Source organism: Chitinophaga sancti, from assembly GCF_034424315.1.
GTDB classification, from domain to species: Bacteria; Bacteroidota; Bacteroidia; order Chitinophagales; family Chitinophagaceae; genus Chitinophaga; species Chitinophaga sancti.
Map to the genome: position 1 here is coordinate 7088754 of NZ_CP139972.1, position 26528 is coordinate 7115281.

Consider the following 26528-nt stretch of genomic DNA (forward strand, 5'->3'; position numbering starts at 1 on the left):
AATTAGATGGATTATAGAACTTTACACGCTTTACTATGTTCAAGCTTCCCAATTCTGTGAAAAGGAATGCAACTATTACGCCCCGGAAAGTGTCGCATACACTTAAAAGGATGTTCTTTGCAGTACTGTTGTTATTGATATGCAGTCAGAGTCAGGTTATCGCGCAGACTGTAAAGGCTACTATCAATCCCACAGGAGGTGCCAGCGGCTCCAAAGACCTCAAAATTGATATCTACACCGATGGTAGTATCGTTGTGACCCGTAATGGGCTCACCGAAAGCTACAACCGGGCAGATAGCTCTCTTGGTATGAGGGCGTTCTTCGATTTCAAGAACCTGGCTCATATGACAGACAGAACTACCCCACAGGCTCCAGGTACTTGTTATATTTCTCCCATATCAGGTTCCGGTTCTTACGCTGATCCTTATAAAATTCATGTTGTAGGTACAGTTCTGGACCCTTATTTCAAATATCCAACAGGTCAGACAGGTACTGTGACTTGTATTATTACCTATGTAAAAAATACAAGCTACTTCTTCCTTGACTATGTGCTGCACATGCCCCAGGTAAGTACAAATGATTTTACCAGCGTACTGTTTTACCTTTCTGAGCAGGTTGTAATGGGGCCAAATGCTACTGCCAATCCGGACGAAGCCAGTAAATGCGGGTATGGATTTATCAATAGCGATAGTTCCACCATCGGTATGTACAGGGATGTTGCCTGCACTGAAACAGCAGAATCTCCACGCAGCCATGTGTATCGCATGTACAGGAAGTTCAGATCCTGGCAGGCGTCTATTCCGGAAAACCGCTTCTATCTCGATGATGATGGATTATATCCGCATAATGTAATTGCTGATGGCGTGGATGGTCGTGGCCGTTCTATGGGTATCATGCGATCCATGCCGATTTACGATAACAACTTTACCGCTACTCCTGTGAACTACAGGACTTTCCGTGTATTATCCGGCTATGGTACCACCAAAAATGAGTTTGATACAGTAGGCGCAATGGTAGACTCTATTCCTGTAACGGGATGGGGAAATGTGTCGGTGCAGTTCTCAAGTGCTACCCAGTCTACCAATGAAGGTAGTGCCGCGCAGGGTGAACACATAGATTCAAGCGTAACTCTGAAAGTGTCCGGTGGCAAGCTCAATGCCCCGGTTTATGTTTTATTGCAGTACGACTCCACTTACAATTACGCTCATCCTGCCGCAAGAGGTACGGACTTTACCCTGGCCGAACAGGGAGCCCTGATTCCTGCGGGTGATTATACAACTGCCAAAACAATTAAGATCCCGAATCTTCATATTATAGGGAACGATAAACTGGAATTCAGCCGTACCGTCCGTCTCAAACTGGCGGCTACCTGTACAGACCTGATCACTATTTCCGGTACCTCTCAGTGTGATTTCACAATCGTAGATGATGAAGTCCGTGGTATGACCCTTACTATGGATAGTTCTGCTATCCTGGAAGGTAACGCTACCAAGGCAAGAGTGAAAATGACCTCTACCTGCCCTGAAGATGTAGTGATCACCTTTTCTACCCACTCTTCTTCAACTGCCGGTGATACTGATTATGTAGTACCTGCTTCTGTTACTATTCCGGCTAACAGCACTTATAGCCCTGAATTCACAATCAGTGCCAAGGCTGATAAAGTGCTGGAAAATACAGAGAACCTGGTATTACAATTTAAAGGAACAGTATTGGGAATTGACGTAACGGGACAGACAAATCTCACTATCAACGATAGTACTTACTTTAATCCTGCATATGCGCAGATCTTATCCAACTTTGTAAATCCATCCTCCGTCAACCCAATAACGGAAGGATATGAAGGCTATGTAAGATTCCATCTGCCAGATGGCGTAAGCACCGAAGTACCAATTACAGTCAATGTCGATTTTAATTGGTCTAAATCAACTGCGAGTGATGGGGTGGACTTTGACTTCTGGTATTATAATGGTCCGGTGACTATTCCAAAACTGGGAACCGGTGCAAACATTTATATGATTGCATATACGGATGATTTGCTGGAAGGGTCCACACCAGAAACTATCGTATTGGATGTAACAACAACAGATGCTGTGGGTGCCGGTCGTTCTTATCCTTATAAGGGTGATACCCTTAAAATTAAGGATGCAAACTACGATTCAAGTATGGTAATGACCATGACACCTGTACCTGCAACAATTCTGGAAGGTGTAACCAGTACTGTAACCCTCTCCTTACCCAATGGACTCAAGGCCGGATCTGCGATGACTATTCCTATCGCAAGAGGCATTTCATCCAAAGCAATCGCTTCAGATGTAACGATGTCTGTCACCAACCTGACCATCGGTAAGGGTAAATCAAGTGCCACATTTACAGTAAAAGCATTGAAGGATAGTTTGCTGGAAAATGACGAACCATATTATGTAGTCGCTTCTCCAACAGGTTTCATCAAAGATTCCTGTCTGATTACGATCAGGGATACAACAGGATTGATCTCAGGCAATAAAGTGTTGAACCTGAGCATTACAACCCCTTCTCTTAAAGAAGGAAACAGTTCCAATCTCACTCTGGCATTTGCGAAGCCTGGTATCATGGCTGGAGATTCACTGGCAATAGTACTGACTCCTGGTGGTACTACCGTAGCGTCTCCGTCTGATTACTATATTGGAGCAGCGAATACCATATACATGCCACCAAATACTAACAGTAAGACGGTGACAAATGGCTTTAGCGCACTGGCAGATGGTGTCCTGGAAAATACGGAAGCATTTACGTTCACTGCAGCCACTACTTCATTATCAGGTCTGACTATCAATGCTATCTCCGGTTCTATCCTGGATGCGACCGCTGACAATGCTGCCAACAGAATTGTTACTATCACACCAGCTGTGACTGAAATGGAAGAAGGTAGTTCATACACATATACATTTAGTCTGCCTCCAGGTATCACTACCGAGGTGCCGATTACAATTACACCATCTATCGTAAGTAGTTCTACTGCGGATGCTTCAGACTTCTCGCTGGATTCCGCTACGATCACACTCAATACAACTCATCCTTCTTCAAATGTTACAGCGATCAATATCGTGCAGGATAATATCCTGGAAAGCGATGAACAGCTGACGCTGGGTGGTACAGCGACAACTGCACTGCCCGCGGGTATTACCGTAAATCAGGCAGCTACTGTAACCATCAAGGATAAAACTGAATTAGGAAGTTTCACGCTCAGCGCAGATCGTACAGATATTGTGGAAGGTGGGGTGGGTGCATATATCACCATCTCCTTGCCTGGTACACCTCCTGCTCCGCTGACACTTAATATTAGCCGTGGCAGCAGCTCACAGGCCAGCAGTGGATATAGTGGATTGCCACAGACACTGACCATGACCACCAGTTCAATCACCATTCCTGTTCCGGTATCAGCACTCACTGATAATATAATAGGAGACAATGAAACACTGGTAGTATTAGTAGCGGCAACAGGTTACCCAAGCGATTCCGTGACACTGAACATGATCGATGTAACGGCGAATGATCCTGCAAATATGAAAATCACCTTCACACCGGAACCGGCCTCACAAGGCGATCATGTGGAAGAAGGAAATACATATACAGTAAGAGCCAGTTTCCCGGCAGGTATTAAATTATTCACACCGGTTACCCTGAATGTAACAGCAAGTAACCAGTCCGTAGCAAGTGCCAGCGACTACACAGGAGTGCCAGCCACTGTTACGATCGATACTGCCGGTTATGGTGACTTTGTCATCACAGCAAAAGCTGATTATGTCATTGAAGGTTCCGAACTGCTGAGAATATCAGGAAACACACCTGGTATGAGCAATGTAAGTGTGGACAGCCTGGATCTTTATATTAATGATGCACCTGCCAGCACACAGCTCCAGATGATCATCGATTCCAGTACTATCCACAAAGGCAGTACCACCAAAGTAACAATCGGATTTGTAAACAGCAGCATGACTTCAGCCAGTGATATCATCATCACTGTGATACCTGATGGATCATCTACTGCGGATACAACAAATTATACAGGTCTGCCAAGGTTCGTGACGCTGCCGAAAGACAGTAACCATGTAACCTTCTTCCTGAACATACCTAACAATTTTAAGATTGAAGGTCCTACAGTATTACAGTTTGTAGACAGTGCGGCCGGGTATTCATTTGCATCAATTGCACCACTCAATATCCTGGATCCGGAAGGTCAGCCAGTGACGCTGGAAAAAGTAAATGACGCAGCAGAACCAGCTACAGATGGTGCCTTCAAAGTGGTACTGCCAGCAGTATCAACGACTGATGTAAGTGTAACGCTGACTGCCACCTATGCCGGTACAAACATCAAAGATGTGCAGACGACAGTAGTTATTCCTGCAGGTAGCCTTTCAGTAACAGTACCGGTAAATATAATTGACGACATCGTTCTTCAGGGTAACCTGGTGCTGCAGGTAAAACTGGTAGGTGCTACAACCGTACAGGGAGGTACAACCAAGAGCCTGTATGTAAGTGGTGGTACGATGTATATGAACGTATTCGATGATGAAAGTAGTGATACAGGTACACAGGCAAATGCCCGTACGATGATCATTGAACGTTTGGCGGATGCTACCCAGCCATCTGCAAATGGTCAATTCCGTATCAGGTTTAACGATTCTACGCTGATTGCCACACAGGATGTAACCGTGTCTTACACGGTATCCGGTACAGCAGTAGCAGGTACTGATTACGGAGCGCTGAGTGGTAGTGTAGTGATTCCTGCGGGTTCCAGTATGGTAACATTCGATGTGGTTCCTTCCGGTAAGCTGACTGCTGGTCCTACTACAACAGTAATATCCTCACTCAAGGGTGTTACTTCCAATATTCCGCTGGTGACATGGCCGATAAGTACAATTAATGGTATTGCTACAGTCTTTATTTACAACATGAACGTAGATACGCCACAGGTAAACCTGTTCGCGTCTACCAGTACTATTGTGGAAGGAGACTCAGTGAAATTCTTTGTAAGAACTACAAAGTCTATCAACCTGGATCTGCCAATCACTGTTGCTATTACAAACGATGTATACAGGACAGTCACAATCAGAAATGGAGTGGTATCTGGCAATAAAGTGACCGTAACGATGCCTGCAGGTGCACAGGAAACATCTTTCACAGTAGTGGTAGATGACAATGACCTGAATGATGATGACGGATGGGTACAGGCAAACGTACAGGAATTCGATCCGCTGAGCAGTGGTCCTGCTTATTACGTAGGCCTGGCGAATGAAATCAGAAACTCAGTAACTGATAATGACTCCCTCACAATAGGATTCAGTGAAACGCAGTTCTCTGCAGTAGTTCCATTCGATACAACTGGTTTCCCACTGCCGTTTGTGTTAAAGATGAATCGTGCCAGCTCCCGTATCATTACAATCTACTATGAGTTCTACGAACCGGGAAGTAGTGAACTGCTGGCAGGTACAATGGTGGCTTCAGCAGGTAAAGATTATGATGCTTCAGTAACTCCGCTGCTCATCATGCCAAATACCAGTACCACATCAATTCCTGTATTGGTGAATAGTGTGGAAAAGAACAAGATGTTTGGTATGCGCTTACTCAGAGCTACCGTATCATCTACGCAGAATATACCGAAGCTTGATTCACTGAGCACCGCTACCGGTCTGATTGAAATCTGTAAGGATTGTGATGTGGATGGTGATGGTGTACCTGACTACATAGAGCGTTTCATTACTGATGGCAGATGGAAGGATAATAACAATGGTAACCTGCGGGTACACCCTGCTATGTCTCCAAACGGTGACGGATTGGGTAACGATGCCATGTACATTGAAAATATTGATTCCTATCCTGATAATGATGTAACAGTATTCAACCGTTGGGGTGGTACAGTATTTACAACGAAAGGCTATAATAACAGTTCTAACAATTTCAACGGTAAGGCGAATACAGGCAGTGCTAAAAATCAGGATGTGCCGGATGGTTCTTATTTCTTCATTATCCATGCTACAGATGTATCAGGTAAGAAGATCAAATACACCGGATTCCTTGTCATAAAGAGATCATAAGAAAACCAGACAATGGAGGCTTAATGCCTCCATTGTCTGTAATCCTTACATATGAAGAAAGTAATAATTACCCTGTTTGTCTTACTAGCATATTACCTGCCATCAAAGGCACAACAGGACCCTATCTATTCCCAGTATATGTTCAATGGCCTGGCCATCAATCCTGCCTATGCAAGTTTGGATGAGTCAGCACGATTAACTGTAGATGGCCGTAATCAATGGGTAGGCGTAGACGGAGCCCCTAAGACAGCAACATTTTCATTTTATTCACCATTGAATGAGAAGGGAACCACACTGGGATTTTCTGCCATGAGAGAAAGTATTACTGTCGATACCCGTACAGATTTTAACATCTTTGCATCACAGAAAGTAGAACTCACAGAAGAATTGCACCTGGCCATGGGCCTGATAGTTGGCATGTCGCAGTATAAGGAAAATAACAGCACGCTCACGACTACCGATCCAAGCTTTGCCAGTAATCTGAGTTATATGAAGACAAATGTTGGCTTCGGATTTGCATTATTTACTGAGAGATTTTACTTAGGTTTAGGTGCGCCGATGTTCAAAAGTTTTGACATTGGAAAGAGTGTGAACAGGATTGTAACAAAACCGCATTATTACATGCAGGCGGCCTATGTATTTGATATCAATGACGATCTAAAATTCAAGCCTACCTTATTGTTGAGAGATGTGAAGGGATCAGGACTGAGCTACGATTTCAATGCAAGCATACTCCTGAAAGAGCTGGTTTGGCTGGGTGCATCCTGGAGATCAGAGAAGACGGTGACAGGTATGGTGGGAGTGAGAATTACCCCTCAGTTGGAAATGGGATATTCATACGATACACCTACAAATTCGAATCTGAAAGGAGCGCAATCAGTATCCCATGAGCTGATGATTAGCTATAGATTCGGATGGAGTAGCGATCACGAGGTACTACCCCGACTTTTTTAGTCTGTTAACCGAAAATACCCTTCAGGGTCATCAGTTCCCGCGCCAAAAGTGCGGGAATTTTATTTTATATCTATTTGATAATTAATTGATAGTAAAAAGCCGGGAAAAAAGTAAAAAAATAAATCCCAAAGAAAATCCGTGTTTAAACATTTATCGTATGTATCTTCATAGCGGTGAAAATTCAGCATCACTTTAGCTGAAAAACACCCAAAGATTTTAATTAGAAAAGTTGTGTCTTTTAATGGTTAACTTGGGAAACAGCCTGGTATTTTTACCAGGCTGGATTATTTTATAGCACTTTCCTCATCACGAAATCATTCATCCAGTAACCATTTCCAATGTCGATATCTTTCTCCTCATATATCTCAAAGCCAATCTTCTCGTAGAAAAAGCGGGCTTTGTTATACTTGTTTACATTCAGTTCCAGCACATTCGCACCTGCAGTTTTTGCCTGATCAATAACGGCGTTGAGCAGTAATTTTCCGGCACCTTTTCCCTGGTAGCCAGGGTGAAGGTATATTTTGTTCAGCTTGTAAATGCCGGTCTCTTCTTTCGGATTATAACCTGCAAAACCGATTGCCTTGTCTCCATCCCATATCAGCAGAAAGGTATGATCGGAATTAAGTTGTCTGCTCAGTTCTTCCGTATTATACATCATGGCTATCATATAGTCCAGTTGTTCCTGGCTAAGGATAGACAGGTAGGTCGCCGGCCATATTTCATGGGTCAGCTTCTGTATAACAGGTATGTGTTGGATGCCTGCCTGTGTGATCTGGTACATCATTTATTTTTTATCTCTTCAATCACCTGCAGCAATTGTGCTTTGGGAGTAAAGCCACGGGCTACCAGGTATAATTGTTCGTCTTTTTCAAGGATAGCAGCCGGGAAACCGGTAATACCCCATTGCTGCACGATACTGAATTCCTGGTGAGTGGCGTATTTGTTATCATCTTCCTTCATGTTGTTGAGGAAGGCCTGTACAGGAATATCGTATTTCTCCAGGATGGGAATATATGTGTCAATATCATTGAGACTCTTACCTTCAAAATTGAGTGCTACCTGCATATCATGTGCAAAGTTCACCGCATTCTCCGGCTGGTATTGCTTGAATACCGTCAGTGCTATACTGGGCTTTTCAGAGTCCATCATATCGTCAGAACGCAGGTATTCGTTCAGAAATGGTTCACCAAAAGTAATACCTGTAGTATTTTCGACCTGCTTATGTGCTTCTTTGATATAGGTGTACATGGCAGAGGCTGGGCGGCGGTTGGCACTCAATAACATGCCGCCAGACAATATTTCTACCGATATTTCTCCTTTAAAATGTTGCTGGATCTCCTGGATCACGGGCGTAAAACCATAACACCATCCGCAGATGGGATCATAGATATAAATCAGTTTCATTGTTCCTTATTTTTTCCTGTTGAGGATATACGTTTCTAAAGCTTCTTTTGAATAGCTACTCAGGTTGCCATCGGCACTTAGACCTCCTTTGCGGGCGGCTAATGTTCCGTAGTAAACATCTTTGTAACCTGCTATGCTGTGGGCATCGGGATCGATGGAGAGCAGTACACCTTTTTCACGGGCGTAAGGGATCCATTCCCAGTCAATGTCCAATCGGCGGGGATGTGCATTCAGTTCAATGACAACATTGTGTTCGGCACAGGCATCTATGATGCGGCGGTGATCTACAGGATAACCATTACGACTCAGCAGGAGTCGTCCGGTCATGTGGCCTAAAATGGTGGTATATGGATTTTCAATAGCTTTCAGCAGCCTGCTCATGGCCTTTTCTTCACTCATCTTAAGGTTGGAGTGAATGGAAGCGATAACGAGATCGAAGGATGCGAGAATTTCATCCGGGTAATCGAGGCTGCCATCGTTGAGAATATCTGCTTCAATGCTCTTGAAAATGCGGAAGGGTGCGAGTTGTTGATTGAGTGCATCGATCTGTGCATGTTGTTCAGCAATGCGCTCAATACTTAGTCCGTTAGCATAAAATGCAGAGCGGGAGTGGTCGCTGATCACGAGGTATTCAAAGCCTTGTGCTTTGGCGGCGAGTGCCATTTCTTCCAGGGAATACTGGCCATCACTCCAGGTACTGTGGGAGTGAATGATGCCTCTGATATCCTGTGGTGTGATCAGTTCAGGTAGCTGCGGTGCATCCAGCATCCGGCCGTCGTTGCGAAGGCAGGGAGGAAGGTAGTGCAGGTTTGCCTGTGAGAAGATTTGTTCTTCTGTAGCACCGGGTGTGAGGCTGGCAGCACCGCCAGCGGCGAAGAAGCTTTCAATGAAAGCAGGCGTGGCGGTGGTCAGAAAGAGCGATTTACCAAAATCATCCATGGCAGCTGGATAGACCCGCACGTTTACTTTTTGTGCATGCTGAAACAGCAGGGAATTAGGTGTTTCTTCGATAAAGCTGAGGGCACTTAATTTCTCCTGGATTAATTCAGGTGCAGCATCTGCGACTAGTTCTATTTCATCAATGATGATTTCCTGTCTTCTTATTTGTCCGGTGAGGGATACAAGAGCAGGAGCGAGGAGTGTTTGTATTTCTTTTTCCAGTTCAATGGCGAGGGGTTCCACTTCGGCGAAGAGGAAACGGTTGCGGTTACTGAAATAGAATTCGATGCTTTGTTTTACGCTGTCCTGTGTTTTCTGGCCGAAGCCTTTCAGGAGCATGAGGCGGTTTTCGTTGCAGGCGTAGAGGAGTTCTCCCAGTGATTCTATTTCCAGGTCTTTCCAGATGGAAGCGATCTTTTTAGGTCCGAGGCCTTTGATCTTCATCATTTCAAGGATGCCGGAGGGAGTTTTTTCTATATACGTGTCGAGTAGGCTCCATTGTTCGGTTTGCAGCATTTCCTGTATGCTTTTGCTGATGGATTCACCGATGCCTTTTATTTTGGCGATTTCCTCAGTGTGCATATCCTGCAGGGGGGCACTGAGCTTTTCTACAGTGAACGCTGCATTTGCGAAGGATTTTGCTTTGAAACTGTTTTCACCGTGAATGTCCATGAGTTTGGACAGCAACGAGAAGTTGTCTGCGATGGTGCTGTTATCCGGCATAATTTGATTTGAACTGCGAATTTCGGTTTTTTAAGGCTATATAAAACACGAAAGGTCCTGGTTATTCACCAGAACCTTTATTTCACAGTGTGTAAGATCGTAATTATGCTTCAGTTGAAGGAGCATCGGTCTGTGGTGCCACTGGAGCAACCACTTTCTTCTTAGCAGCAGCCTTCTTCTTAGGAGCAGCTTTAGCAGCAACTTTCTTAGCAGCAGCCTTTTTAGGAGCAGCTTTCTTAGCAGCAGCTTTTTTAGGAGCAGCTTTCTTAGCAGCAGCTTTTTTAGGAGCGGCTTTCTTAGCAGCAGCTTTTTTAGGAGCAACTTTCTTAGCGGTTGCTTTCTTAGCAGCAGCTTTTTTAGGAGCAGCTTTCTTAGCAGTTGCTTTCTTAGCAGCAGCCTTTTTAGGAGCAGCTTTCTTAGCAGCCGCTTTTTTAGGAGCAGCTTTCTTAGCGGTTGCTTTCTTAGCAGCAGCTTTTTTAGGAGCAGCTTTCTTAGCAGTTGCCTTCTTAGCAGCCGCTTTTTTAGGAGCAGCTTTTTTAGCCGCTTTTTTAATTGTTGCCATTGTTTTTTGAATTTTGGGTTAGTAATTAAAATTGGGTATTAAAAAAAACTTTATGGCAAACACTGCGCCAAGCTTACGCCTGGGCAGTGGTGTCAAATGATTTTACAGAAACGATGGTTCTGTTTTCGCGTCCTTTACGGAACTCAACAACGCCATCAGCTACCGCGAAAATGGTAAAATCTCTACCAATTCCTACGTTAACTCCAGGATGATAAACGGTACCGCGCTGACGAACGATGATGTTGCCAGATACAGCAGGTTGACCACCAAATATTTTTACTCCAAGCCTTTTGCTCTGAGAGTCACGACCATTTTTTACACTACCTTCACCTTTTTTATGTGCCATTTCTATGGAGGTTTAAAACTTTAAAAAATTAAGCAATTTCTGAAATACGAATCTTCGTAAAGTGAGTACGGTGACCAACTTTCTTTCTGAAACCCTTTCTGCGTTTCATTTTAAAAGCAATAACCTTATCTCCCTGAACGTGGCTCAGGATTTCTGCTTTAACTACTGATTTTACATCAGTACCAACGGTCAGCGCGCCGCCATTATCTATTAACAGCACTTCAGAGAACTGCACTTTATCTCCAATATTTCCCTGCAACTGCTGTACAAAGATTTCTTGGTCTTTTTGTACTTTGAATTGCTGACCTGCGATTTTTACAACTGCAAACATAGTGATCCAAAAATAATTTCCTGCAAAAGTAGGATTTGTTTTTAAATTGACAAAGTTTTCTCCATATTTAAAATGCGTTTGCCCGCAAGACAAACGTTTCTAAAGGAGAATACTATACATTTTCAAAGATACGTAGTTTATTTTAATATAGTTTGTTATTATATGTAAGTTCCGCGAACCAATATGCAGAACAACATCTTAAAAGGCACACTCATAGGCCATTTGGCTATAATGGAAACATAAATGGCATCAGCAAAAAAAACTGCTTTCATGCAGTTCATTCCATTCCTTTTATAACAATTTTTATTTTATACATTTGTCCTTTCACATATTCTAAAATAATGGGCATGAAGCTTAAATCACTGCTTGCCAAACCATTTGCTTCCATTGTAGCCAATAGGATCAGGAAGGAGATGCAGAGGGCGGTAGAAGACCAGGAAGCTATCCTGGAGGAGTTGATTAAAACAGGCAGGAAAACTGAATTTGGAAAAGACCACCACTTTGACAATATCCATTCCTATAATGATTTCAGACAGGCAGTACCTATCAGAGATTATGAACAGTTTAAGCCTTATATAAATAAAATTAAAGAAGGCAAACAGAACATCCTCTGGAAAGGCTTGCCCATCTACCTTGCCAAAACATCCGGCACTACCAGTGGGGTGAAGTACATTCCAATCACCAAGGAATCTATCTCTAATCATATCGATACAGCCAGGAATGCCCTGCTCAATTACATGGCAGAAACAGGTCATACTGATTTTGCCGACGGTAAACTCATCTTCCTCTCCGGTTCTCCGGTGCTGGAAAGGGTAGGTGGTATTCCTTACGGCCGCCTCAGTGGAATCGTGAATCACCACGTACCCCGTTATCTGCGCACCAATCAGCTGCCCTCCTACGAAACAAACTGTATCGAAGACTGGGAAACCAAGCTGGATAAGATAGTAGACGAAACCATCAATCAGGATATGACCCTCATTTCTGGTATTCCACCATGGATGCAGATGTACTTTGACAGGCTGATAGAACGTAGCGGAAAGCCGGTGGGAGAGCTGTTTAAGAACCTCAATGTACTTGTATATGGTGGTGTGAATTTCGAACCTTACCGTGCAAAACTCATGGCATCAGTGGGCCGCCCGATCAATACTATTGAGACTTTCCCGGCATCCGAAGGTTTCTTTGCCTTCCAGGATACACAGGAGCACAAAGGTCTTTTGCTGAATACAAATTCAGGTATTTTCTACGAATTCATTCCTGCCAATGAGATTTTCAATGAGCATCCAACCCGTCTTTCCCTGAAAGAAGTGGAAGTAGGTGTTAACTACGCCCTCGTAGTAAGTACCAACGCTGGCCTCTGGGGATATAATATTGGTGATACCGTGAAGTTCGTATCCACCAGTCCTTACCGCCTGCTGGTGACCGGCCGTATCAAACATTTCATTTCCGCCTTCGGTGAACACGTGATAGGTGAAGAGGTAGAGCATAGCCTGATGACCGTAGCGAAGGAAGATAATTTACAGATCACGGAGTTTACCGTAGCACCTATGGTAAGTCCGGAAGCCGGCGAACTGCCTTACCACGAATGGTTTGTGGAGTTCGAAAATCCACCTGCAGATCTCATCGCCTTTGCAAAAAGAGTGGATGATAAGCTTCGTAAAAAGAATATTTATTACGATGATCTGCTTACCGGCAACATTCTTCAACCATTAAAGATCAGAACAGTGAAGAAACAGGGCTTCATAGATTATATGAAGTCAGTAGGCAAACTGGGAGGTCAGAACAAAGTGCCAAGATTAAGTAATGACAGAACATTGGCGGACGAGCTGATGAATTATCTGGCATAAAGCAGGATTGCATTTCTTGTAATTCCCTTATTATTGCAACAATGAGTAAGAAAAATATAGCCATTTTTGGCTCCACAGGATCAATTGGTATTCAGGCGCTGGAGGTGATCGAGGCGCATCCTGATAAGTTCAGTGTCGAAGTATTGACCGCAGGTGTCAATGCAGATCTGCTCATAGAACAGGCCCTCAAATTCAGACCCAATGCGGTAGTGATCGCAGATGAATCAAAATACGAAAGCGTAAAGGAAGTGCTCTTTGACAAAGGCATCAAGGTATTTGCCGGTGCCAAAGCCATGGTAGAAGTAGCTTCCTGGAGCTCTATCGATATGATGCTGGCAGCCATTATGGGCTTTGCCGGTCTCGCTCCCACGCTGGCAGCTATCGAGCAGGGTACGCCTATTGCCCTGGCGAACAAGGAAACCCTTGTCGTAGCAGGTGATATCGTAATGGGAACAGCCAGGAAGAGAAATGTGCCCGTAATTCCGGTCGATTCTGAGCATTCAGCGATCTTCCAGTGTATGATGGGCGAGTCTTCTGCCAAAGTGGAAAAGATGATTCTCACCGCTTCCGGCGGACCTTTCCTGGGTAGGAAAACCAATTTCCTCATCAATGTGAAGAAGGACCATGCCCTCCAGCATCCTAACTGGCGGATGGGTCCAAAGATCACCATTGATAGTGCAACCCTCATGAACAAGGGCCTGGAAATGATCGAAGCCCGCTGGTTATTCAATATCGACCCGGACAAGATCGAGGTCGTAATTCACCCGCAATCTATTATTCACTCCCTGGTGCAATTCGTAGATGGCAGCATGAAAGCCCAAATGGGTTTGCCTGATATGAAACTGCCTATCCAGTTTGCATTGGGCTATCCGGAAAGGCTGGTGAACGATTTCCCGCGTTTCTCCTTCAGAAATTATTCTAACCTTACATTCGAACAACCTGATACCAAGACTTTCCGCAACCTGGGCATCGCAATCGAAGCGATGATGAAGGGGGGTAATGCAGCTTGTATCATGAATGCGGCAAACGAAGAGGTGGTGCATGCATTCCTGAAGAACCGTATTGGTTTCCTGCAGATGACGGATGTAATAGAAGAAATCATGGGCAAAGTGCCATTCATCGAAAAACCAAGCCTGCATGACTACTACGAAAGTGACCTGGCAGCAAGGGAACATGCAAACAATATGATCAACGCTATCATAATTTAAGAACTTTATAACATGTAGTAGCTGCATAATCGCAGTTATACCGGCTATCTTTGCCATTCCTGTTATAGAGAAAAAACAACATATATTTACTGTATACATGACAACAGCACAAATATTGGTAAAAGCCGCTCAGTTGATACTGTCGCTATCTATCCTGGTAGTATTACACGAGCTCGGGCACTTTATCCCTGCAAAACTGTTTAAGACGCGCGTAGAGAAATTTTATCTCTTTTTTGACCCCTGGTTTTCATTATTCAAATTCAGGAAAGGTGAGACGGAGTATGGAATAGGTTGGTTACCCCTGGGTGGTTATGTTAAGATCTCCGGTATGGTGGATGAAAGCATGGACCGCGAACAGCTGGCGAAGCCACCGGAGGATTGGGAATTCCGTTCCAAGAAAGCATGGCAGCGCCTCATCATCATGATTGGTGGTGTAACGGTGAACCTGCTTTTAGGTTTCCTTATTTATTCAATGATGCTGTGGCATTGGGGCGAAACCTACCTGCCTACCGCAAACACAACCTATGGCGTAGCTGTAGATTCACTGGGCCAATCAATTGGCCTGAAGGATGGAGATATGATCCTGGGTGTGGAGAATCAGCCTGTGGAGAACTTCAAAGCAGTGCCGGGTCAGATCATTTTGCGTCAGGCAAAAACAATCCAGATCTCCCGCGATGGACAGAAAATGGATATTGCGATACCTGATGGCGTAGTGGGTAGGATGATTAAGAACAAGCTTTCTCTGGTAGATGTAAGGGTTCCGTTCCTGGTGGATACGATCGTGCCGAAAATGGCTGCAGACAGTGCCGGTATCCGTAAAGGCGACCAGCTGTTGACTTTGAATGGTCAGCCTGCTTATTATTATCATCAGTTCAAACAGGAGATAGAAAAAGATAAGAACAAGGTAGTGCCTATGCAGGTATTACGTGGGGAAGATACGGTGACATTACAGGTGCATGTACCTGAGGCAGCAGTATTAGGGTTTAATGTGAACCCCGAGAAGATGTTTACATTCTCAGTGAAGCATTTTTCATTCTTTGAAGCGATTCCTGCAGGGTTTAAGAAGTGTATCAATACGCTGGTGGGATATGTACAGCAGTTGCGTTTGATCTTTGTATCTAAGGAGGTGAAGGCGAGTGAGTCTTTGGGTGGTTTTATGACGATAGCGAATTTGTTTCCAGGAGCGTGGGATTGGATGGCTTTTTGGGAAATGACGGCATTATTGTCCATCATATTAGCGTTTATGAACATTCTGCCGATTCCTGCGTTAGATGGGGGGCATGTGCTGTTTTTGATTTATGAGATGGTAACGGGTCGTAAGCCGAGCGAGAAGTTCTTGGAGTATGCACAGATCGTGGGGATGGTGATATTGTTTGGGTTGCTGTTGTATGCGAATGGGTTGGATATATATAGACGTATATTTGGGAAGTAAGTATAAATTTAAATTTTGAAGAAGGAAGAGGTCGAAAGGCTTCTTCCTTTTTTTATGGCGATTGTTTCCCTGTTTCATGAAGAGAACTCTTTGCTGATTCCTGTAAGTGATTCTTCTTCACTTCCCGCAGGTGGTCCTTCTCTGCTTCCTGTAAGTAATTCTTCTCCACTTCCTGCAGGCGCAGTTCTAAGCTCTCTATGCGCTTATTAAGCGCCATAAACCGCAGGGCTAATTTTTCTTCTATTGACCTGAGTGCCCCCAGCACTATTGTAAATTGAGAATCTGATATTCTGTATCCGTCATTCATATACCTAATTTACTCATTTTCCTCCGGTTTTTCAAATAATTCACCAATTAATACATTGATAATCATATTGTTATTAAATTAACTCTCTCACGATCAAAATTTCATTATCACTTCCTCTTTTATGCTAAAATAAAAAGACCCATCTCTCACATTTTATTTATATCTAAATTCTTCCTAACTTTGTAAGCTGCGAAAGCAAACCTGGGGCTGCCCGGTTTTGACAGCATAGGTCTTTGAAAGTGTAAGCATGTCGTGCGTTGGATAATTAGCACGTAAATCTGAATACCCAAACTTCAAATGGCGAATCTAACTACGCCATGGCTGCCTAATCAGTGATTAGACACCCATTATAGCCGCCGCACGTAGGCCGTTTACTCCTGCAGCCGCCGCCGAATCAAAACTATGTAAAATAGGTACTCATGGTTTCTGTGAGTGAGTGCTGAAACAACAACGGATAAGGACAAGGTTGGTTAGTTACGCCCCTGCCGTGTCTCGAAAAAACAATGCATAAATAAGCATGTAGAAGCCTTTCGGAGGATGTGTTTGGACGCGGGTTCGATTCCCGCCAGCTCCACAATTGGTTATAAATTAACTGTTTATAACTATTATAATGTTACTAATAGGTTCATAATCAATGGTTATGAACCTATTTTATTTATAAGACCCCCCCTGAATTAATAGGAACTAAAAATACCAATCCGGTTACCTACTCTCCAAATTTTAGTTACCTATTAATTTATTGATAATGAATGTTTTAAATACAAAATATAATTTCTGGTTAGCAAAGTCAAAGATAAATTCATTTGGAAAAGTGCCTATCTATATGCGAATTACGGTGGGTACTGAAAGAACAGAAATATCCACGGGCATATATATAAATATCAAAAATTGGGATGATAAGCGGCAATCAATAAAAGGGAAAGATATTGATGTAGATATTAATAATGCAAAACTTGATACATTAGTAAAATCCTTCAAGTTATCGGTGAAAGAACTTATTGATAATGAAGTTGATTATACTTCTGAATCACTAAAGAATAAGATTTTGGGAAAAGATGTTGTTTACAAATCTCTTATTCCAATTTTTGAATCGCATCTAAAGAAAATGGAAGAATTGGAAGGTAAAGACTATGCCTCATCCACCGTTAAACGCTATAAGACCACTTTAACCCATGTTCAGGAATTCATAAAATACAAATTCAAACAAAACGATGTGCTGTTATCACATCTAAATCTCTCCTTTGTAAATGAATTAGAGCATTATTTTAAAACGGTTAAAAATTGCAATCACAATTCTTCAGTCAAATACATAAAGAATTTAAGGAGTGTTATAAATCAGGCAGTGGCTAATGGTTTCATTGAAAAAGACCCGTTTGCAAATTATAAGGCAAAAATAAAACCGGTAGAGATGGAATTTTTAAATGAAGCTGAAATTGCCAAAATTGAAGAAAAGCAGTTTGATATTGCAAGGATGGAAAATATTAAAAAAATATTCCTGTTTCAAATTTACACGGGGTTAGCTTACGTTGACATAGAGAATTTAAGGAAAAGTAATATAGTAGAAGTTCAGGGAAAAAAATGGATCAACACCAGTAGAACAAAAACAAACATCCCTGTACGCCTACCATTGATTAAAAAAGCCTTAGAACTAATTGATCTAACTATTTCCGGTGATAAAATATTCAATGTACCAAGTAATCAAAAATTCAATAGCTATTTAAAGGAATTAGGAACTATTTGCGGCATTAATAAAAACCTTTGCACCCATATGGCTAGGAGAACTTTTGCCACGACTATAACGTTGCTTAATGGTGTTTCTATTGATGCTGTAAGTAAGATGTTAGGTCATACAAAAATATCTACAACACAGATCTATGCTAAAGTAGTTGACGAGAAATTATTAAAGGAAATGGAAAAAATTGATGAATAAGAAAAGGGGGCTGTAATGGCCCCCTAATTGTTGTAGCTTAAATTTTATGGATTTGTTTTCAATACGCTACGGTAAATTTGCTGATTGTCAGAGTACTAGGTAAATCACTCGGCTTCACATCACTAGCATCCTTTTTATTTAATTGTGGAGTGGATTTAAACGAAATTTCAATTCCTGGATAATTAGCAACAGTAGCAGAAATGACAATACTTTCTTTGTCATTTTCAACCGCATTCAAGAAGCTAAATTGAACTTTTGGAAATTTAGCCCCCAATTGCCCCAACGTCATGCCTACCGATACGCCATTTAGTTTAGTGTCATGACCATAATAATCAATAACCTTTGCCTTTTCATCGTTGTCAATCAAAACAATGTACTCTGCCTTGGTAGTACCCGGTTTAGTGAAGGAAACAGTTGTGGGTTGATTCCAATTTCCCGGCTCATTTGCGTCAGGTTCATCAATCTTACATTTATAGCTAGGCAATGCTTTTTTCATCTGGTCAATTGTCATACCTATACTTAAGGCACCTAATTTTCTGATTTTGTTATGGTTTTGTGCAAAAGACAATGCAGGCAATAAGACAATCAATAATGCTGATAAAATATTTTTCATTTTGTGGTTGATTTTTATTGATGGTATATTTTATGTTATAATGGGAGGATTAATAATAGGTAATCTGCCTTTCAACTATTAAATCGCCATCTTTAGTATAAACTTGCCCAGTCAAATTATCGATGGTGTTATACGAGTTTCTTTTGGTTTGCACATATGAAATGAGATTGTTATTGCTGTCATATTGAAGATTGACAAGTCGTATGACATAGTTATTGTACTTATTATGGTTACGATATACTTCAAGTATTTTATTTCCGTTCTTGTCATAATCATATTCAACAGTACCAAGAGTATCTTTTTGATTATTAGTCCTAACTTGTCTCAAACAATTTCCTTTGCTGTCATACAAATAATCAATAAAATCAGTTGACCCCAAATCCTGCTTGACTTGAACTTCACCAATTTTATTTCCTTTTGAATCATAAGTAAAGGTTATAGACATCCTCTCTAACCCACCTCTTTGTCCACGCCATCTATCATTAGGGTCAGGGTAAACCTCCATAGAATACACGTTACCATCTTTACCACATTTGTATTTTATCCCACCTCTATTATGACCATTATAATCAGATATTACTACCTCCATGATATTACCGTTTTCATCATAATTAGTACGTGATTTAGAATTAAAACTAGATTGGCCATTATAAAAATCTCGCGTTATTAACCTATGAATAGAATCATAATAGGAACGCTCAATATTAATGGTAAACCCGAAAGCATTCTTTTTGGTTAATGTTATGATGTTTCCGTATTCATCATATTCTTTTATTATCTGGTCGACTAGATTTCTTTTTTCATAAACATCATTATATAACCTTCCATTATAAGAAGATTCGATTACAGTTTTAACCTTACCTCTTAGATTATCTTCTTTTAAACTATTCTTTTTGTCTTTAGAACTACAGGAAAGCAATAGGAATAAGGACAAAAATGATGCTATGTAATTCAGCTTGAAATAACGGTTCATTGATTGGGATTACTATTTAGGGGGTGAATAATTATTGTTTAAGGATTAATCTATCTTCAATTCATGGAAGAACATTGTTTTCACTTCATTATCAATTTCAGCATATACCCTTTCATATTCTTCTTCAACATTTACTACAAGTGCAATTCTACCGTTCCAGCAATAGACCTTATTTTCTATGACTCCTTCAATCCTTACTTTTTGGGGTAATTTTACCTGTGATATTAAAAATGCGGATGCGTAACGTCTTCTTTGGTCTGGTGTCAATTTAAGTGTGGGCATTTGTTTTAAATTTATTAAAGTACATGACAAATGAGAATTGGTTCTACAAATATACAAATACTTCAATAATGGATACAATTATTCAAATAAAAGTATCAGTACTCATATTTGGATATTTTAAATACAATCTGATTATAAACACGTTATTTTCAGGAATAACTGTTTAAAATTGAAGGATAAAAGGTATAAGGCTGTAAAATCTTTGATACTGGCGAATGAGATTGCTAGGTTCGCTGACATATTTGAAGTATTGCCCGTATCTGTCATGGCGAAGGATACCGGAATTAACTATTCTACACTACACAGAAAAATATACAATCCGAAGCAGTTAAACCTGAATGACTTTGATTTGATGGGAAAGGCAATGGAAATCGATTATCTGGAATTAGTCAAACTCGCACATAAAGCCATGACAAAAGGTAAATAATAAATTGCTATTTTATGGAAATTGTGTCAACCTTACTATCTGCAACATATATTTTCCTTTCAAAATGGTCTTTTACAAAAACCTTTTGTATATAAATAGAATAATTCTCGTAATTACGAATTAAATGTTTATCTAAATATTCATCTGACATATCGTATCTATTGTAAAATGCCAAAGAATATCCAATACCAAAAGATAATACGCATGTCAAAACCAAAATTTTAATAGTAGCAGCAATCCATGTAGTGGAAATCTTAAAATAATTATTAATAAATATAAGTCTATTAAATAATCTTCTCACACCAGCATCGGAATGATATAAGTTCAAAGGTAAAATGAGGTATAACGAAAATAACAACGGTATTAAGCGGAGAGCAGCTTTAAAATCAAAATAAAACCAAAATAATAATGGAATTATTCCAACAATGATAAAGCACCAATTTGGTATTTTCTTTTTAGGCTTTAAAAAAGCGGCTGGGATAATATTTTGAAATAATATTGCAAGAATTACTAAAATCCCAAATAATAAATATGCTCGATTATCTAATTCTACTTTAATTAGTTCAATCGGAATATCAAACAAAGAAAAATAACCCAGTTCAAAATAATAGACTATTGAAATAATAGAAATATAAAGGATTGGTAGTAGTAAACCTAATTCTGTTAAGCTACTATTTCTTTGGGATTGTTCATTTTCCATAATAAATTTATTGTAAGCAATATAGCATATTATTTCTTCAATTCAACCTTATCCACCTTATCTTCAGCTATATCCAATGTCTTCTCATGTATTTTATTGGATAGTTTTATTAGCCTGGAAATGAAAGGTAATTCAGGTCTAAGTACCGCTATGTTTTCAAGAATAGATGTAAGCTCATAGGTTGATACACACATAGTTACTACAAGCACCATATAGAAGGATTCGTATTTGAAAGCAGATTTAACCACCAATTCCAGAATGAAAACAGCGATAAGCATAATTAGATAAAGGGCAATCTTTTCAATCAATCCCTTTCTTAGTATACGGGATTTAAAAGGCTCTCCTTTTTTCATGCTGGCTGGAATACCGGTAGCTACATCTATAAAGGTTAAGGCAATGATACAGTATATATAAGTATGAATTCCGGCAAAGAATAACCAGATAGCAACGAGAAGTTTTAAAATATTATTCCAAAGGGATGCATGAATAGTGTTGTCAATTATCTTTCTGATAATAGTAAGGGCATAGGGATACATTTTATATTTTAAATAGTTGGCAGGTATTTAAAATTATAAATTTGTTGGAATTGCACACTCATTGAAAGGCAAGAATAACTGTACATTAATACCTAACACTACACCTGCTGTAATATCACCGGTAGCCTGTCTGAATGGCTGTATTGATGGATTAACCGAACTAATATCATCATTGTAAGAAAGATAAGCAATGAAATCTTTAGCAATCTCCATACAGTTACTAATAGCTGAATGTTCCGTTTCAGGAATGTCCAGCTTCATTAAATCTGATACAGTAATTGTATAATTATGGTTAATATACTTACCAGATACGTTTGAATTATTATACTGGATGTTAATTGAATAGTAAAGTTTATCAGGTATTGCTACATAATCAGACAAATCCCCATACACACAATGATTAACCTGTTTGTGTTTGCTGAAGAAGTTTAAAAATAATATCCTTAATTGGGTTAACGTCATTCATATCTTTTATCTTTAATTATTACACTGCTGATGGTTTATTAGATACCATCCTGTGGATGTGTTAGTAACATTCACATCAGTTGCTTTATTGATTAACTTATTGTCATGCAGGTATTTAATCAATGCCACCTTATAAGCAGTTACTTTATTATTGTGGTAATTCTTCACCGTTTCAACCTCACCTGATTGTAGTGATATAGCTGAAGTATCTGTATATTTCAACAACCCCTTATTGGTTAACTTATAAGTACTGTTCATAATTAATTCTTGAATAGTTGCATGAATCAGGTAGGGTGAAATATATTCACTTATCAACTTTTTCATATTGTCAGGGATGATATAAGTTTCATCCTGTATTGACTGGTTAACTTCATTTATGACTTGGCTATACAATTCATCCCCTAATACTGGTCTAAGGCTAATAAACTGCACATCATATATAGATAGTGAAAGAATATGACTATCAACATTTAATTGAACAATAGACAATTCCTTTATTTCCTTTTCACTTATTAGTATAATTTTATCCATTAGTTGTGTTTTTTCGTTTTAACATTACTTGCTGAAATTTGTGTCTACAGTGAACCTTTGTACTGTCTGTTCCTGCATGCTTCCAAAATCCACCACAATGAGTGAATACATCATATCCAAAAATTCCAGACATGGTTTGAATGTCTTCCCTTGAATAGTATTTATTATTCTCTACCAGCTTAATACAGAATCCCCTACTGGTCGGAATTAATATATCACCATCTGCTTCAGGTCGTTTAACATAATCATACATAGTAAGTATAGTTCCGGTGTCTGGTAAATCTGCTACCTTATCTGGCTTAATACTGATTCTGCCTTTATCGTTAGTTTCAACCTGTATAATACCTGCTTTGGATAACTCATTCAATGTATCTTCCAAATCAGGTGGAGTAATATCAATATCCTTTTGCTGCTTTAATAAGTCTTTAATTTCATCAAGGGTTAAGTTTGACATATCATTGTCTAGTACCCATTGAGCAATATCACTTTGATTATCAAATTGAAGTTCTTTCTGTTTGGCATCTTCAGCATTAAATACAAACTTCCCATGCTTAACTACTTCAAATTCATCTTTGTGATTACCTAAATGCCTTATCTTCTCAAAGTCTTCAGGTTGCAAAGAATGTTTTACCCAATCAGAATTTTTTTTTATTTCTTCTTCTGGTTGTGGTGTGCTGAATGTATTATTGGGTGCAGGGTCATTTAATAATCTGTCTCCGTTCTGTATTGGTTTCATTCCAGCAATAGCCCTTAATTCATTGATAGTGAAAATCTTTTCCCTTGTAGCATCATCTAATTGAGTTTCAAACAAAGGCTTATCAGTAAATGAAAGGGTATTAGTAACTATAGTGGAGTTAACAAACAATTGATTGAAAGCAGATGTTAATTCAGCTCTCTTATTTCGGATGTAGGTATTTTTGAAAATCTGATATGCTGTTTCTAATTCTGTGCTGTTTCCCAAAGAACCAGGTTGAGCTATACCCATTAACAAAGGAGAAGTAACAGCATGACCAATCAATATGTCGTTTTGTACTTGTGTTGATACTGCTGAATATGCTTTATCCCATTCGTTAGGACTGATATTCTTTACTTCAGCTGGTTTGCCTTGCGTATCCTGAAAATCTAAAATAATTTTCTCACCATTCTCACCACTGTAACTATCTTTAATATCCTTCATAATCTGTCTTTTCACTTCTTCATCAACATTACCTCCCATGAAAAATGTTATGATAGATGAGACACTGAAGTGAGATTTGATATTATTTAAGTTAAAGGTTCTAATCGCACAATCAGTAAGGATAGATTTAATACATCCAGAATATTCAGGTAGAGGATAAGTATTATTGTTACTTGGGAAATAACCGTCAAAGAAGAATAACTTGCTAGTGCCTTCAGAATTAATAGGAATAAATCTATCAAAAACTACATCATACTTTTTATATTTCCAGTCTTCAGAATACCAAAATTTATTTTTTATTCTGTTAGTGCGAATGTTTTGAGCAGGGCAATGGTGATATTCCACAGGTTCCCCAAATGAATTATAGGTAACTTCAACACAAAAATAATTGAACAATAAAAAATCCTTAATACACTTATTGATAAATTCGTTAAAGCTATCAGAGGGGTTAACATTAATATTTACTTCATTACCCCCATTATATTTGAATCCATCACCAAAAATATATGTTGATTTGGCATTGATGATAGCCTGATTGATTGGAGAATCAGCATAGAGTTTTAATAAAAATGCAGGATAGTTATTATCCAACCCATAATTGACTTGTTTATCATCGCTAACAAATTTATCCTCTATAGGTAATGGTATATGATAAGTAAAATTTAAAACTTCCTTCTTACTATTTGATTGGGGTTGTATTTGAACATCTTTCTTTGCTCTCATTCATAGCCTTTCTTTTTTAAATATTAGCGCTTTACATAAACCTTAAAAGTTGGTTTAGTTTCATCTTCATCAGGCAGAGAAACAAAATTAGTATCAGGTTCAATTATTGGATTTTTGATTGTAACCAGGCCAATTTCTAAAATCTTCTCTAGTTCAGCATCTTCAAAGATTTCATACAAACCAATTCCTTCATTCAATCCTTGCAAAAAAGATGAAACTATGATAAACGAATCATAGCGTTTTGGGAACAATGACATATTTACACCCAATGGGAAAACAACTTTTTTAAAATCAAATTGAGTTTTTACACGCACAAAAAGTTCTGGTGTGTCTGAAGTAATCAATGGGGTCACATTCAAAATTAACTCATTGGATTGTTTGGATAGGTCTAGTAATAACATTAAGTAGAAAATAAAAGCCCAACAATAAATTATTGGGCCTTGATAACAATAAAAAATAGTAATGAAAACGAAATAGAAAAAAATATTAAGATGCAGGTGCAGTAATTGTTGGGATTAATGAACTATCAACTTGTTGAATTAATTTAGTATCAGTACCGGTAAAGGTTAAAGTATGCCCGATTAAATCTGCTTCAGCTGTACCAGTACCTCCTTCTAAAGCGGAAAGTTCCATCTGACCGTTTAAACCAGCTGCATAATACTTACCGGTTTTAGTTCTGATTACAATTGCAACTTCCTGATTCATCACTGATTCAATGAAAGTTTTGTTCTCTGTTGTAAGGTCAGATAAAACTAATGTAAAGGTTTGGGTCATATAAGACGTACCAGTTTGAAGATTCTTATTTAAAGTCTCATTCAAAACAGCTGTATTTTTCAACAAACCTACAGGAACAAATTGTTTAGCAGTGACAATATTAATATCACTTATTAAACCTGCCGTAGATACAGTATAAGTGCTTCCGTTTGTTTCAACCAGGTCTGCGTAACGGATTATGTATAAGTTTTGAACACCGGAAATCTTATTTTCACCACAACTCTTAGCGAGTGCAATTATGGATTCACATGCCATTAAATAATTTTAGAAATTTTATAAAAAATGAAGGGAGGGGTTAAACTCCCTTCATAATAGGGTTAACGAATTATAATCAAGCTGGGGATAAATCAGCATAACCTACTTCACTTGCAATTGGATAAACAACACTCACGCCTAAACTGTAGTGAATATCGGCATAGTGCTGTTCTGTTTCGATTGAATATTTCAAAGATGATTTTGTTACATCACTTTCTAAATCCATCCCCAACTGCAAATTACTAAGACGAATTGATACTATCTTGTAAGGACTAGAATTCAATCCAGATACCGGAACTAAAGTTGTTGTTGTTCCGAATAATTTGAAATCGTCAGTCGGCTTAAAGATATTTTTGTTTGCTAATTCCATCAAATACAAATCATATAAAACTTCAGAAATGAAAATTCTAAAATCAGATTGCTTTCTAATCTTAATAGGCGTTTTAGAATTTGCTTCCTGTAATTGAGCTAAAACGGATGTTGCAGTTGAATCAATATTAGTATAAGTACCAGAAGTTACTTGTTTTAAAATACCGTTAAAGTAAGACAATTGACCAGTTAGGGTAGTATCACCATTCCATAAAAGGTTTTCATTTGCTTCAGCTATAGCTTGAACTCTTGAATCCATAATGTACTGTGCAAATGCTGCATCCCAACCTTCAGTTTCAGGGTCTTGACCAGCTTTTAACGCCCACGCATAATATGTATTGATTAAAGTCTTGGTGCATATATTCTCAACGCTTTTTAATGGTTTAGTGGTTAACATAGTATTTGACAAAATAGTTGTACCGGATGGAGTTCTACCACATGTACTTCCATCTTGTATAACGGTATTGCTATCTAATTTAAGAATAGGTGCAGTACCTTTAGTAAATTGCACATTACCAGAATCAAGCAATAATTTTGCCGTCTGTGCATTTCCTACAGCTTTGCTACTGATGGTACGGCTATTCAATTCGATGTATTGGGATAAATTGGTTATATCAAATGACATTCATAAGTTTCTTTTTTAAATAGG

Annotated in this window: 25 protein-coding genes and 1 other RNA gene; 8 read left to right on the top strand and 18 right to left on the bottom strand. The window is 39.5% G+C overall.

Going from position 1 to position 26528, the window contains the following annotated elements; genetic code table 11:
* The first annotated feature begins 35 nt into the window (after window positions 1-35).
* Together U0033_RS28015 and U0033_RS28020 are read left to right on the top strand one after the other, a co-directional pair.
* Window positions 36-6074, top strand: coding sequence for a T9SS type B sorting domain-containing protein (locus U0033_RS28015; RefSeq protein WP_072359722.1), 6039 nt, complete (start codon window positions 36-38; stop codon window positions 6072-6074).
* A gap of 51 nt (window positions 6075-6125) precedes the next feature.
* The gene (locus tag U0033_RS28020) at window positions 6126-7028 is read left to right on the top strand and encodes a PorP/SprF family type IX secretion system membrane protein (RefSeq protein ID WP_072359720.1); all 903 of its coding nucleotides are present in this window, start codon (window positions 6126-6128) and stop codon (window positions 7026-7028) included.
* A gap of 289 nt (window positions 7029-7317) precedes the next feature.
* Here the strand turns inward: U0033_RS28020 and U0033_RS28025 are convergent, their stop codons facing one another.
* From U0033_RS28025 to rplU, 6 genes are all read right to left on the bottom strand, one after another.
* On the bottom strand, window positions 7318-7812 hold the full coding sequence (locus tag U0033_RS28025) for a GNAT family N-acetyltransferase (RefSeq protein WP_218164014.1): 495 nt from the start codon (window positions 7810-7812) through the stop codon (window positions 7318-7320).
* Window positions 7809-8432 carry a DsbA family protein gene (locus tag U0033_RS28030; protein WP_072359717.1) on the bottom strand — a complete coding sequence of 208 codons (624 nt, stop codon included), beginning with the start codon at window positions 8430-8432 and terminating at the stop codon, window positions 7809-7811. The genes U0033_RS28025 and U0033_RS28030 overlap by 4 nt, the downstream gene beginning before the upstream one ends.
* A 6-nt stretch (window positions 8433-8438) precedes the next feature.
* On the bottom strand, window positions 8439-10094 hold the full coding sequence (locus U0033_RS28035) for a DNA polymerase/3'-5' exonuclease PolX (RefSeq protein WP_072359715.1): 1656 nt from the start codon (window positions 10092-10094) through the stop codon (window positions 8439-8441).
* Between the two features lie 103 nt (window positions 10095-10197).
* Window positions 10198-10656: a histone H1-like repetitive region-containing protein gene (locus U0033_RS28040; protein WP_322518631.1), complete on the bottom strand. Its 459-nt coding sequence runs from the start codon at window positions 10654-10656 to the stop codon at window positions 10198-10200.
* Window positions 10657-10729: 73 nt separating this feature from the next.
* A complete protein-coding gene (gene rpmA, locus U0033_RS28045; protein WP_072359714.1) occupies window positions 10730-11002 on the bottom strand; it encodes a 50S ribosomal protein L27 in 273 nt (90 codons plus the stop codon).
* A 28-nt stretch (window positions 11003-11030) separates the two neighbouring features.
* On the bottom strand, window positions 11031-11333 hold the full coding sequence (rplU, locus tag U0033_RS28050; protein ID WP_072359712.1) for a 50S ribosomal protein L21: 303 nt from the start codon (window positions 11331-11333) through the stop codon (window positions 11031-11033).
* A gap of 347 nt (window positions 11334-11680) precedes the next feature.
* On the opposite strand from rplU, the gene U0033_RS28055 reads away from it, so the two are divergent.
* The 3 genes from U0033_RS28055 (at window position 11681) to rseP (ending at window position 15817) form a co-directional block, all read left to right on the top strand.
* Window positions 11681-13177 (top strand): GH3 auxin-responsive promoter family protein, encoded by a 1497-nt coding sequence (locus tag U0033_RS28055; RefSeq protein WP_072360244.1) that lies wholly within the window; start codon window positions 11681-11683, stop codon window positions 13175-13177.
* 41 nt (window positions 13178-13218) lie between these two features.
* The gene (locus U0033_RS28060) at window positions 13219-14385 is read left to right on the top strand and encodes a 1-deoxy-D-xylulose-5-phosphate reductoisomerase (RefSeq protein WP_072359710.1); all 1167 of its coding nucleotides are present in this window, start codon (window positions 13219-13221) and stop codon (window positions 14383-14385) included.
* Window positions 14386-14482: 97 nt separating this feature from the next.
* Window positions 14483-15817: an RIP metalloprotease RseP gene (gene rseP / locus U0033_RS28065; RefSeq protein ID WP_072359707.1), complete on the top strand. Its 1335-nt coding sequence runs from the start codon at window positions 14483-14485 to the stop codon at window positions 15815-15817.
* Between the two features lie 52 nt (window positions 15818-15869).
* On the opposite strand, the gene U0033_RS28070 is transcribed toward rseP, so the two are convergent.
* A complete protein-coding gene (locus U0033_RS28070; protein WP_072359705.1) occupies window positions 15870-16124 on the bottom strand; it encodes a hypothetical protein in 255 nt (84 codons plus the stop codon).
* A gap of 203 nt (window positions 16125-16327) precedes the next feature.
* Between U0033_RS28070 and ssrA the strand changes: the two genes are divergently transcribed.
* Both ssrA and U0033_RS28080 read left to right on the top strand, forming a co-directional pair.
* Window positions 16328-16701, top strand: a transfer-messenger RNA (tmRNA) gene (gene ssrA / locus U0033_RS28075).
* Window positions 16702-16869: 168 nt separating this feature from the next.
* Complete coding sequence (locus tag U0033_RS28080) at window positions 16870-18054, top strand: site-specific integrase (RefSeq protein WP_072359703.1); 1185 nt, start codon at window positions 16870-16872, stop codon at window positions 18052-18054.
* 58 nt (window positions 18055-18112) lie between these two features.
* Here U0033_RS28080 and U0033_RS28085 read toward each other — a convergent pair whose 3' ends face one another.
* Genes U0033_RS28085 through U0033_RS28095 form a run of 3 tightly spaced genes read right to left on the bottom strand, consistent with a single transcriptional unit; the run spans window position 18113 to window position 19922 of the window.
* Window positions 18113-18667 (bottom strand): hypothetical protein, encoded by a 555-nt coding sequence (locus tag U0033_RS28085; protein WP_143150696.1) that lies wholly within the window; start codon window positions 18665-18667, stop codon window positions 18113-18115.
* Window positions 18668-18716: 49 nt separating this feature from the next.
* Entirely contained in the window at window positions 18717-19640 is a 924-nt protein-coding gene (locus U0033_RS28090; RefSeq protein ID WP_072359699.1) for an RHS repeat domain-containing protein, read from the bottom strand.
* Window positions 19641-19685: 45 nt separating this feature from the next.
* On the bottom strand, window positions 19686-19922 hold the full coding sequence (locus tag U0033_RS28095) for a hypothetical protein (protein ID WP_072359698.1): 237 nt from the start codon (window positions 19920-19922) through the stop codon (window positions 19686-19688).
* Window positions 19923-20091: 169 nt separating this feature from the next.
* Here U0033_RS28095 and U0033_RS28100 point away from each other — a divergent pair, with 169 nt between their 5' ends.
* Window positions 20092-20349: a hypothetical protein gene (locus U0033_RS28100; RefSeq protein WP_072359697.1), complete on the top strand. Its 258-nt coding sequence runs from the start codon at window positions 20092-20094 to the stop codon at window positions 20347-20349.
* A 7-nt stretch (window positions 20350-20356) separates the two neighbouring features.
* Here U0033_RS28100 and U0033_RS28105 read toward each other — a convergent pair whose 3' ends face one another.
* The 8 genes from U0033_RS28105 to U0033_RS28140 all read right to left on the bottom strand — a co-directional run bounded on the left by U0033_RS28105 (window position 20357) and on the right by U0033_RS28140 (window position 26504).
* Window positions 20357-21049 carry a hypothetical protein gene (locus U0033_RS28105; protein WP_072359696.1) on the bottom strand — a complete coding sequence of 231 codons (693 nt, stop codon included), beginning with the start codon at window positions 21047-21049 and terminating at the stop codon, window positions 20357-20359.
* A gap of 29 nt (window positions 21050-21078) precedes the next feature.
* Window positions 21079-21585: a phage holin family protein gene (locus tag U0033_RS28110; protein WP_072359694.1), complete on the bottom strand. Its 507-nt coding sequence runs from the start codon at window positions 21583-21585 to the stop codon at window positions 21079-21081.
* 33 nt (window positions 21586-21618) lie between these two features.
* On the bottom strand, window positions 21619-22047 hold the full coding sequence (locus tag U0033_RS28115) for a hypothetical protein (RefSeq protein WP_143150695.1): 429 nt from the start codon (window positions 22045-22047) through the stop codon (window positions 21619-21621).
* 15 nt (window positions 22048-22062) lie between these two features.
* Complete coding sequence (locus U0033_RS28120) at window positions 22063-22581, bottom strand: DUF6712 family protein (RefSeq protein ID WP_322518630.1); 519 nt, start codon at window positions 22579-22581, stop codon at window positions 22063-22065.
* Window positions 22574-24481 (bottom strand): phage portal family protein, encoded by a 1908-nt coding sequence (locus tag U0033_RS28125; protein WP_322518629.1) that lies wholly within the window; start codon window positions 24479-24481, stop codon window positions 22574-22576. Before U0033_RS28125 ends, U0033_RS28120 begins: the two co-directional genes overlap by 8 nt.
* A gap of 23 nt (window positions 24482-24504) precedes the next feature.
* Window positions 24505-24882, bottom strand: a complete 378-nt coding sequence (locus tag U0033_RS28130; RefSeq protein ID WP_072366819.1) for a hypothetical protein — start codon at window positions 24880-24882, stop codon at window positions 24505-24507.
* A gap of 85 nt (window positions 24883-24967) precedes the next feature.
* Window positions 24968-25510 carry a hypothetical protein gene (locus U0033_RS28135; RefSeq protein WP_326980847.1) on the bottom strand — a complete coding sequence of 181 codons (543 nt, stop codon included), beginning with the start codon at window positions 25508-25510 and terminating at the stop codon, window positions 24968-24970.
* Window positions 25511-25586: 76 nt separating this feature from the next.
* Window positions 25587-26504 (bottom strand): hypothetical protein, encoded by a 918-nt coding sequence (locus U0033_RS28140; protein ID WP_322518626.1) that lies wholly within the window; start codon window positions 26502-26504, stop codon window positions 25587-25589.
* Window positions 26505-26528 lie beyond the last annotated feature (24 nt).

Coding starts and splice junctions, on each gene's coding strand:
- U0033_RS28115 (WP_143150695.1), bottom strand. CDS start 22,047: ATGACGTTAACCCAATTAAGGATATTATTTTTAAACTTCTTCAGCAAA.
- U0033_RS28125 (WP_322518629.1), bottom strand. CDS start 24,481: ATGAGAGCAAAGAAAGATGTTCAAATACAACCCCAATCAAATAGTAAG.
- rplU (WP_072359712.1), bottom strand. CDS start 11,333: ATGTTTGCAGTTGTAAAAATCGCAGGTCAGCAATTCAAAGTACAAAAA.
- U0033_RS28060 (WP_072359710.1), top strand. CDS start 13,219: ATGAGTAAGAAAAATATAGCCATTTTTGGCTCCACAGGATCAATTGGT.
- U0033_RS28095 (WP_072359698.1), bottom strand. CDS start 19,922: ATGCCCACACTTAAATTGACACCAGACCAAAGAAGACGTTACGCATCC.
- U0033_RS28090 (WP_072359699.1), bottom strand. CDS start 19,640: ATGAACCGTTATTTCAAGCTGAATTACATAGCATCATTTTTGTCCTTA.
- U0033_RS28080 (WP_072359703.1), top strand. CDS start 16,870: ATGAATGTTTTAAATACAAAATATAATTTCTGGTTAGCAAAGTCAAAG.
- U0033_RS28140 (WP_322518626.1), bottom strand. CDS start 26,504: ATGTCATTTGATATAACCAATTTATCCCAATACATCGAATTGAATAGC.
- rseP (WP_072359707.1), top strand. CDS start 14,483: ATGACAACAGCACAAATATTGGTAAAAGCCGCTCAGTTGATACTGTCG.
- U0033_RS28085 (WP_143150696.1), bottom strand. CDS start 18,667: ATGAAAAATATTTTATCAGCATTATTGATTGTCTTATTGCCTGCATTG.
- U0033_RS28025 (WP_218164014.1), bottom strand. CDS start 7,812: ATGATGTACCAGATCACACAGGCAGGCATCCAACACATACCTGTTATA.
- U0033_RS28135 (WP_326980847.1), bottom strand. CDS start 25,510: ATGGCATGTGAATCCATAATTGCACTCGCTAAGAGTTGTGGTGAAAAT.
- U0033_RS28070 (WP_072359705.1), bottom strand. CDS start 16,124: ATGAATGACGGATACAGAATATCAGATTCTCAATTTACAATAGTGCTG.
- U0033_RS28110 (WP_072359694.1), bottom strand. CDS start 21,585: ATGTATCCCTATGCCCTTACTATTATCAGAAAGATAATTGACAACACT.
- U0033_RS28020 (WP_072359720.1), top strand. CDS start 6,126: ATGAAGAAAGTAATAATTACCCTGTTTGTCTTACTAGCATATTACCTG.
- U0033_RS28015 (WP_072359722.1), top strand. CDS start 36: ATGTTCAAGCTTCCCAATTCTGTGAAAAGGAATGCAACTATTACGCCC.
- U0033_RS28040 (WP_322518631.1), bottom strand. CDS start 10,656: ATGGCAACAATTAAAAAAGCGGCTAAAAAAGCTGCTCCTAAAAAAGCG.
- U0033_RS28130 (WP_072366819.1), bottom strand. CDS start 24,882: ATGTTATTACTAGACCTATCCAAACAATCCAATGAGTTAATTTTGAAT.
- rpmA (WP_072359714.1), bottom strand. CDS start 11,002: ATGGCACATAAAAAAGGTGAAGGTAGTGTAAAAAATGGTCGTGACTCT.
- U0033_RS28120 (WP_322518630.1), bottom strand. CDS start 22,581: ATGGATAAAATTATACTAATAAGTGAAAAGGAAATAAAGGAATTGTCT.
- U0033_RS28105 (WP_072359696.1), bottom strand. CDS start 21,049: ATGGAAAATGAACAATCCCAAAGAAATAGTAGCTTAACAGAATTAGGT.
- U0033_RS28035 (WP_072359715.1), bottom strand. CDS start 10,094: ATGCCGGATAACAGCACCATCGCAGACAACTTCTCGTTGCTGTCCAAA.
- U0033_RS28030 (WP_072359717.1), bottom strand. CDS start 8,432: ATGAAACTGATTTATATCTATGATCCCATCTGCGGATGGTGTTATGGT.
- U0033_RS28055 (WP_072360244.1), top strand. CDS start 11,681: ATGAAGCTTAAATCACTGCTTGCCAAACCATTTGCTTCCATTGTAGCC.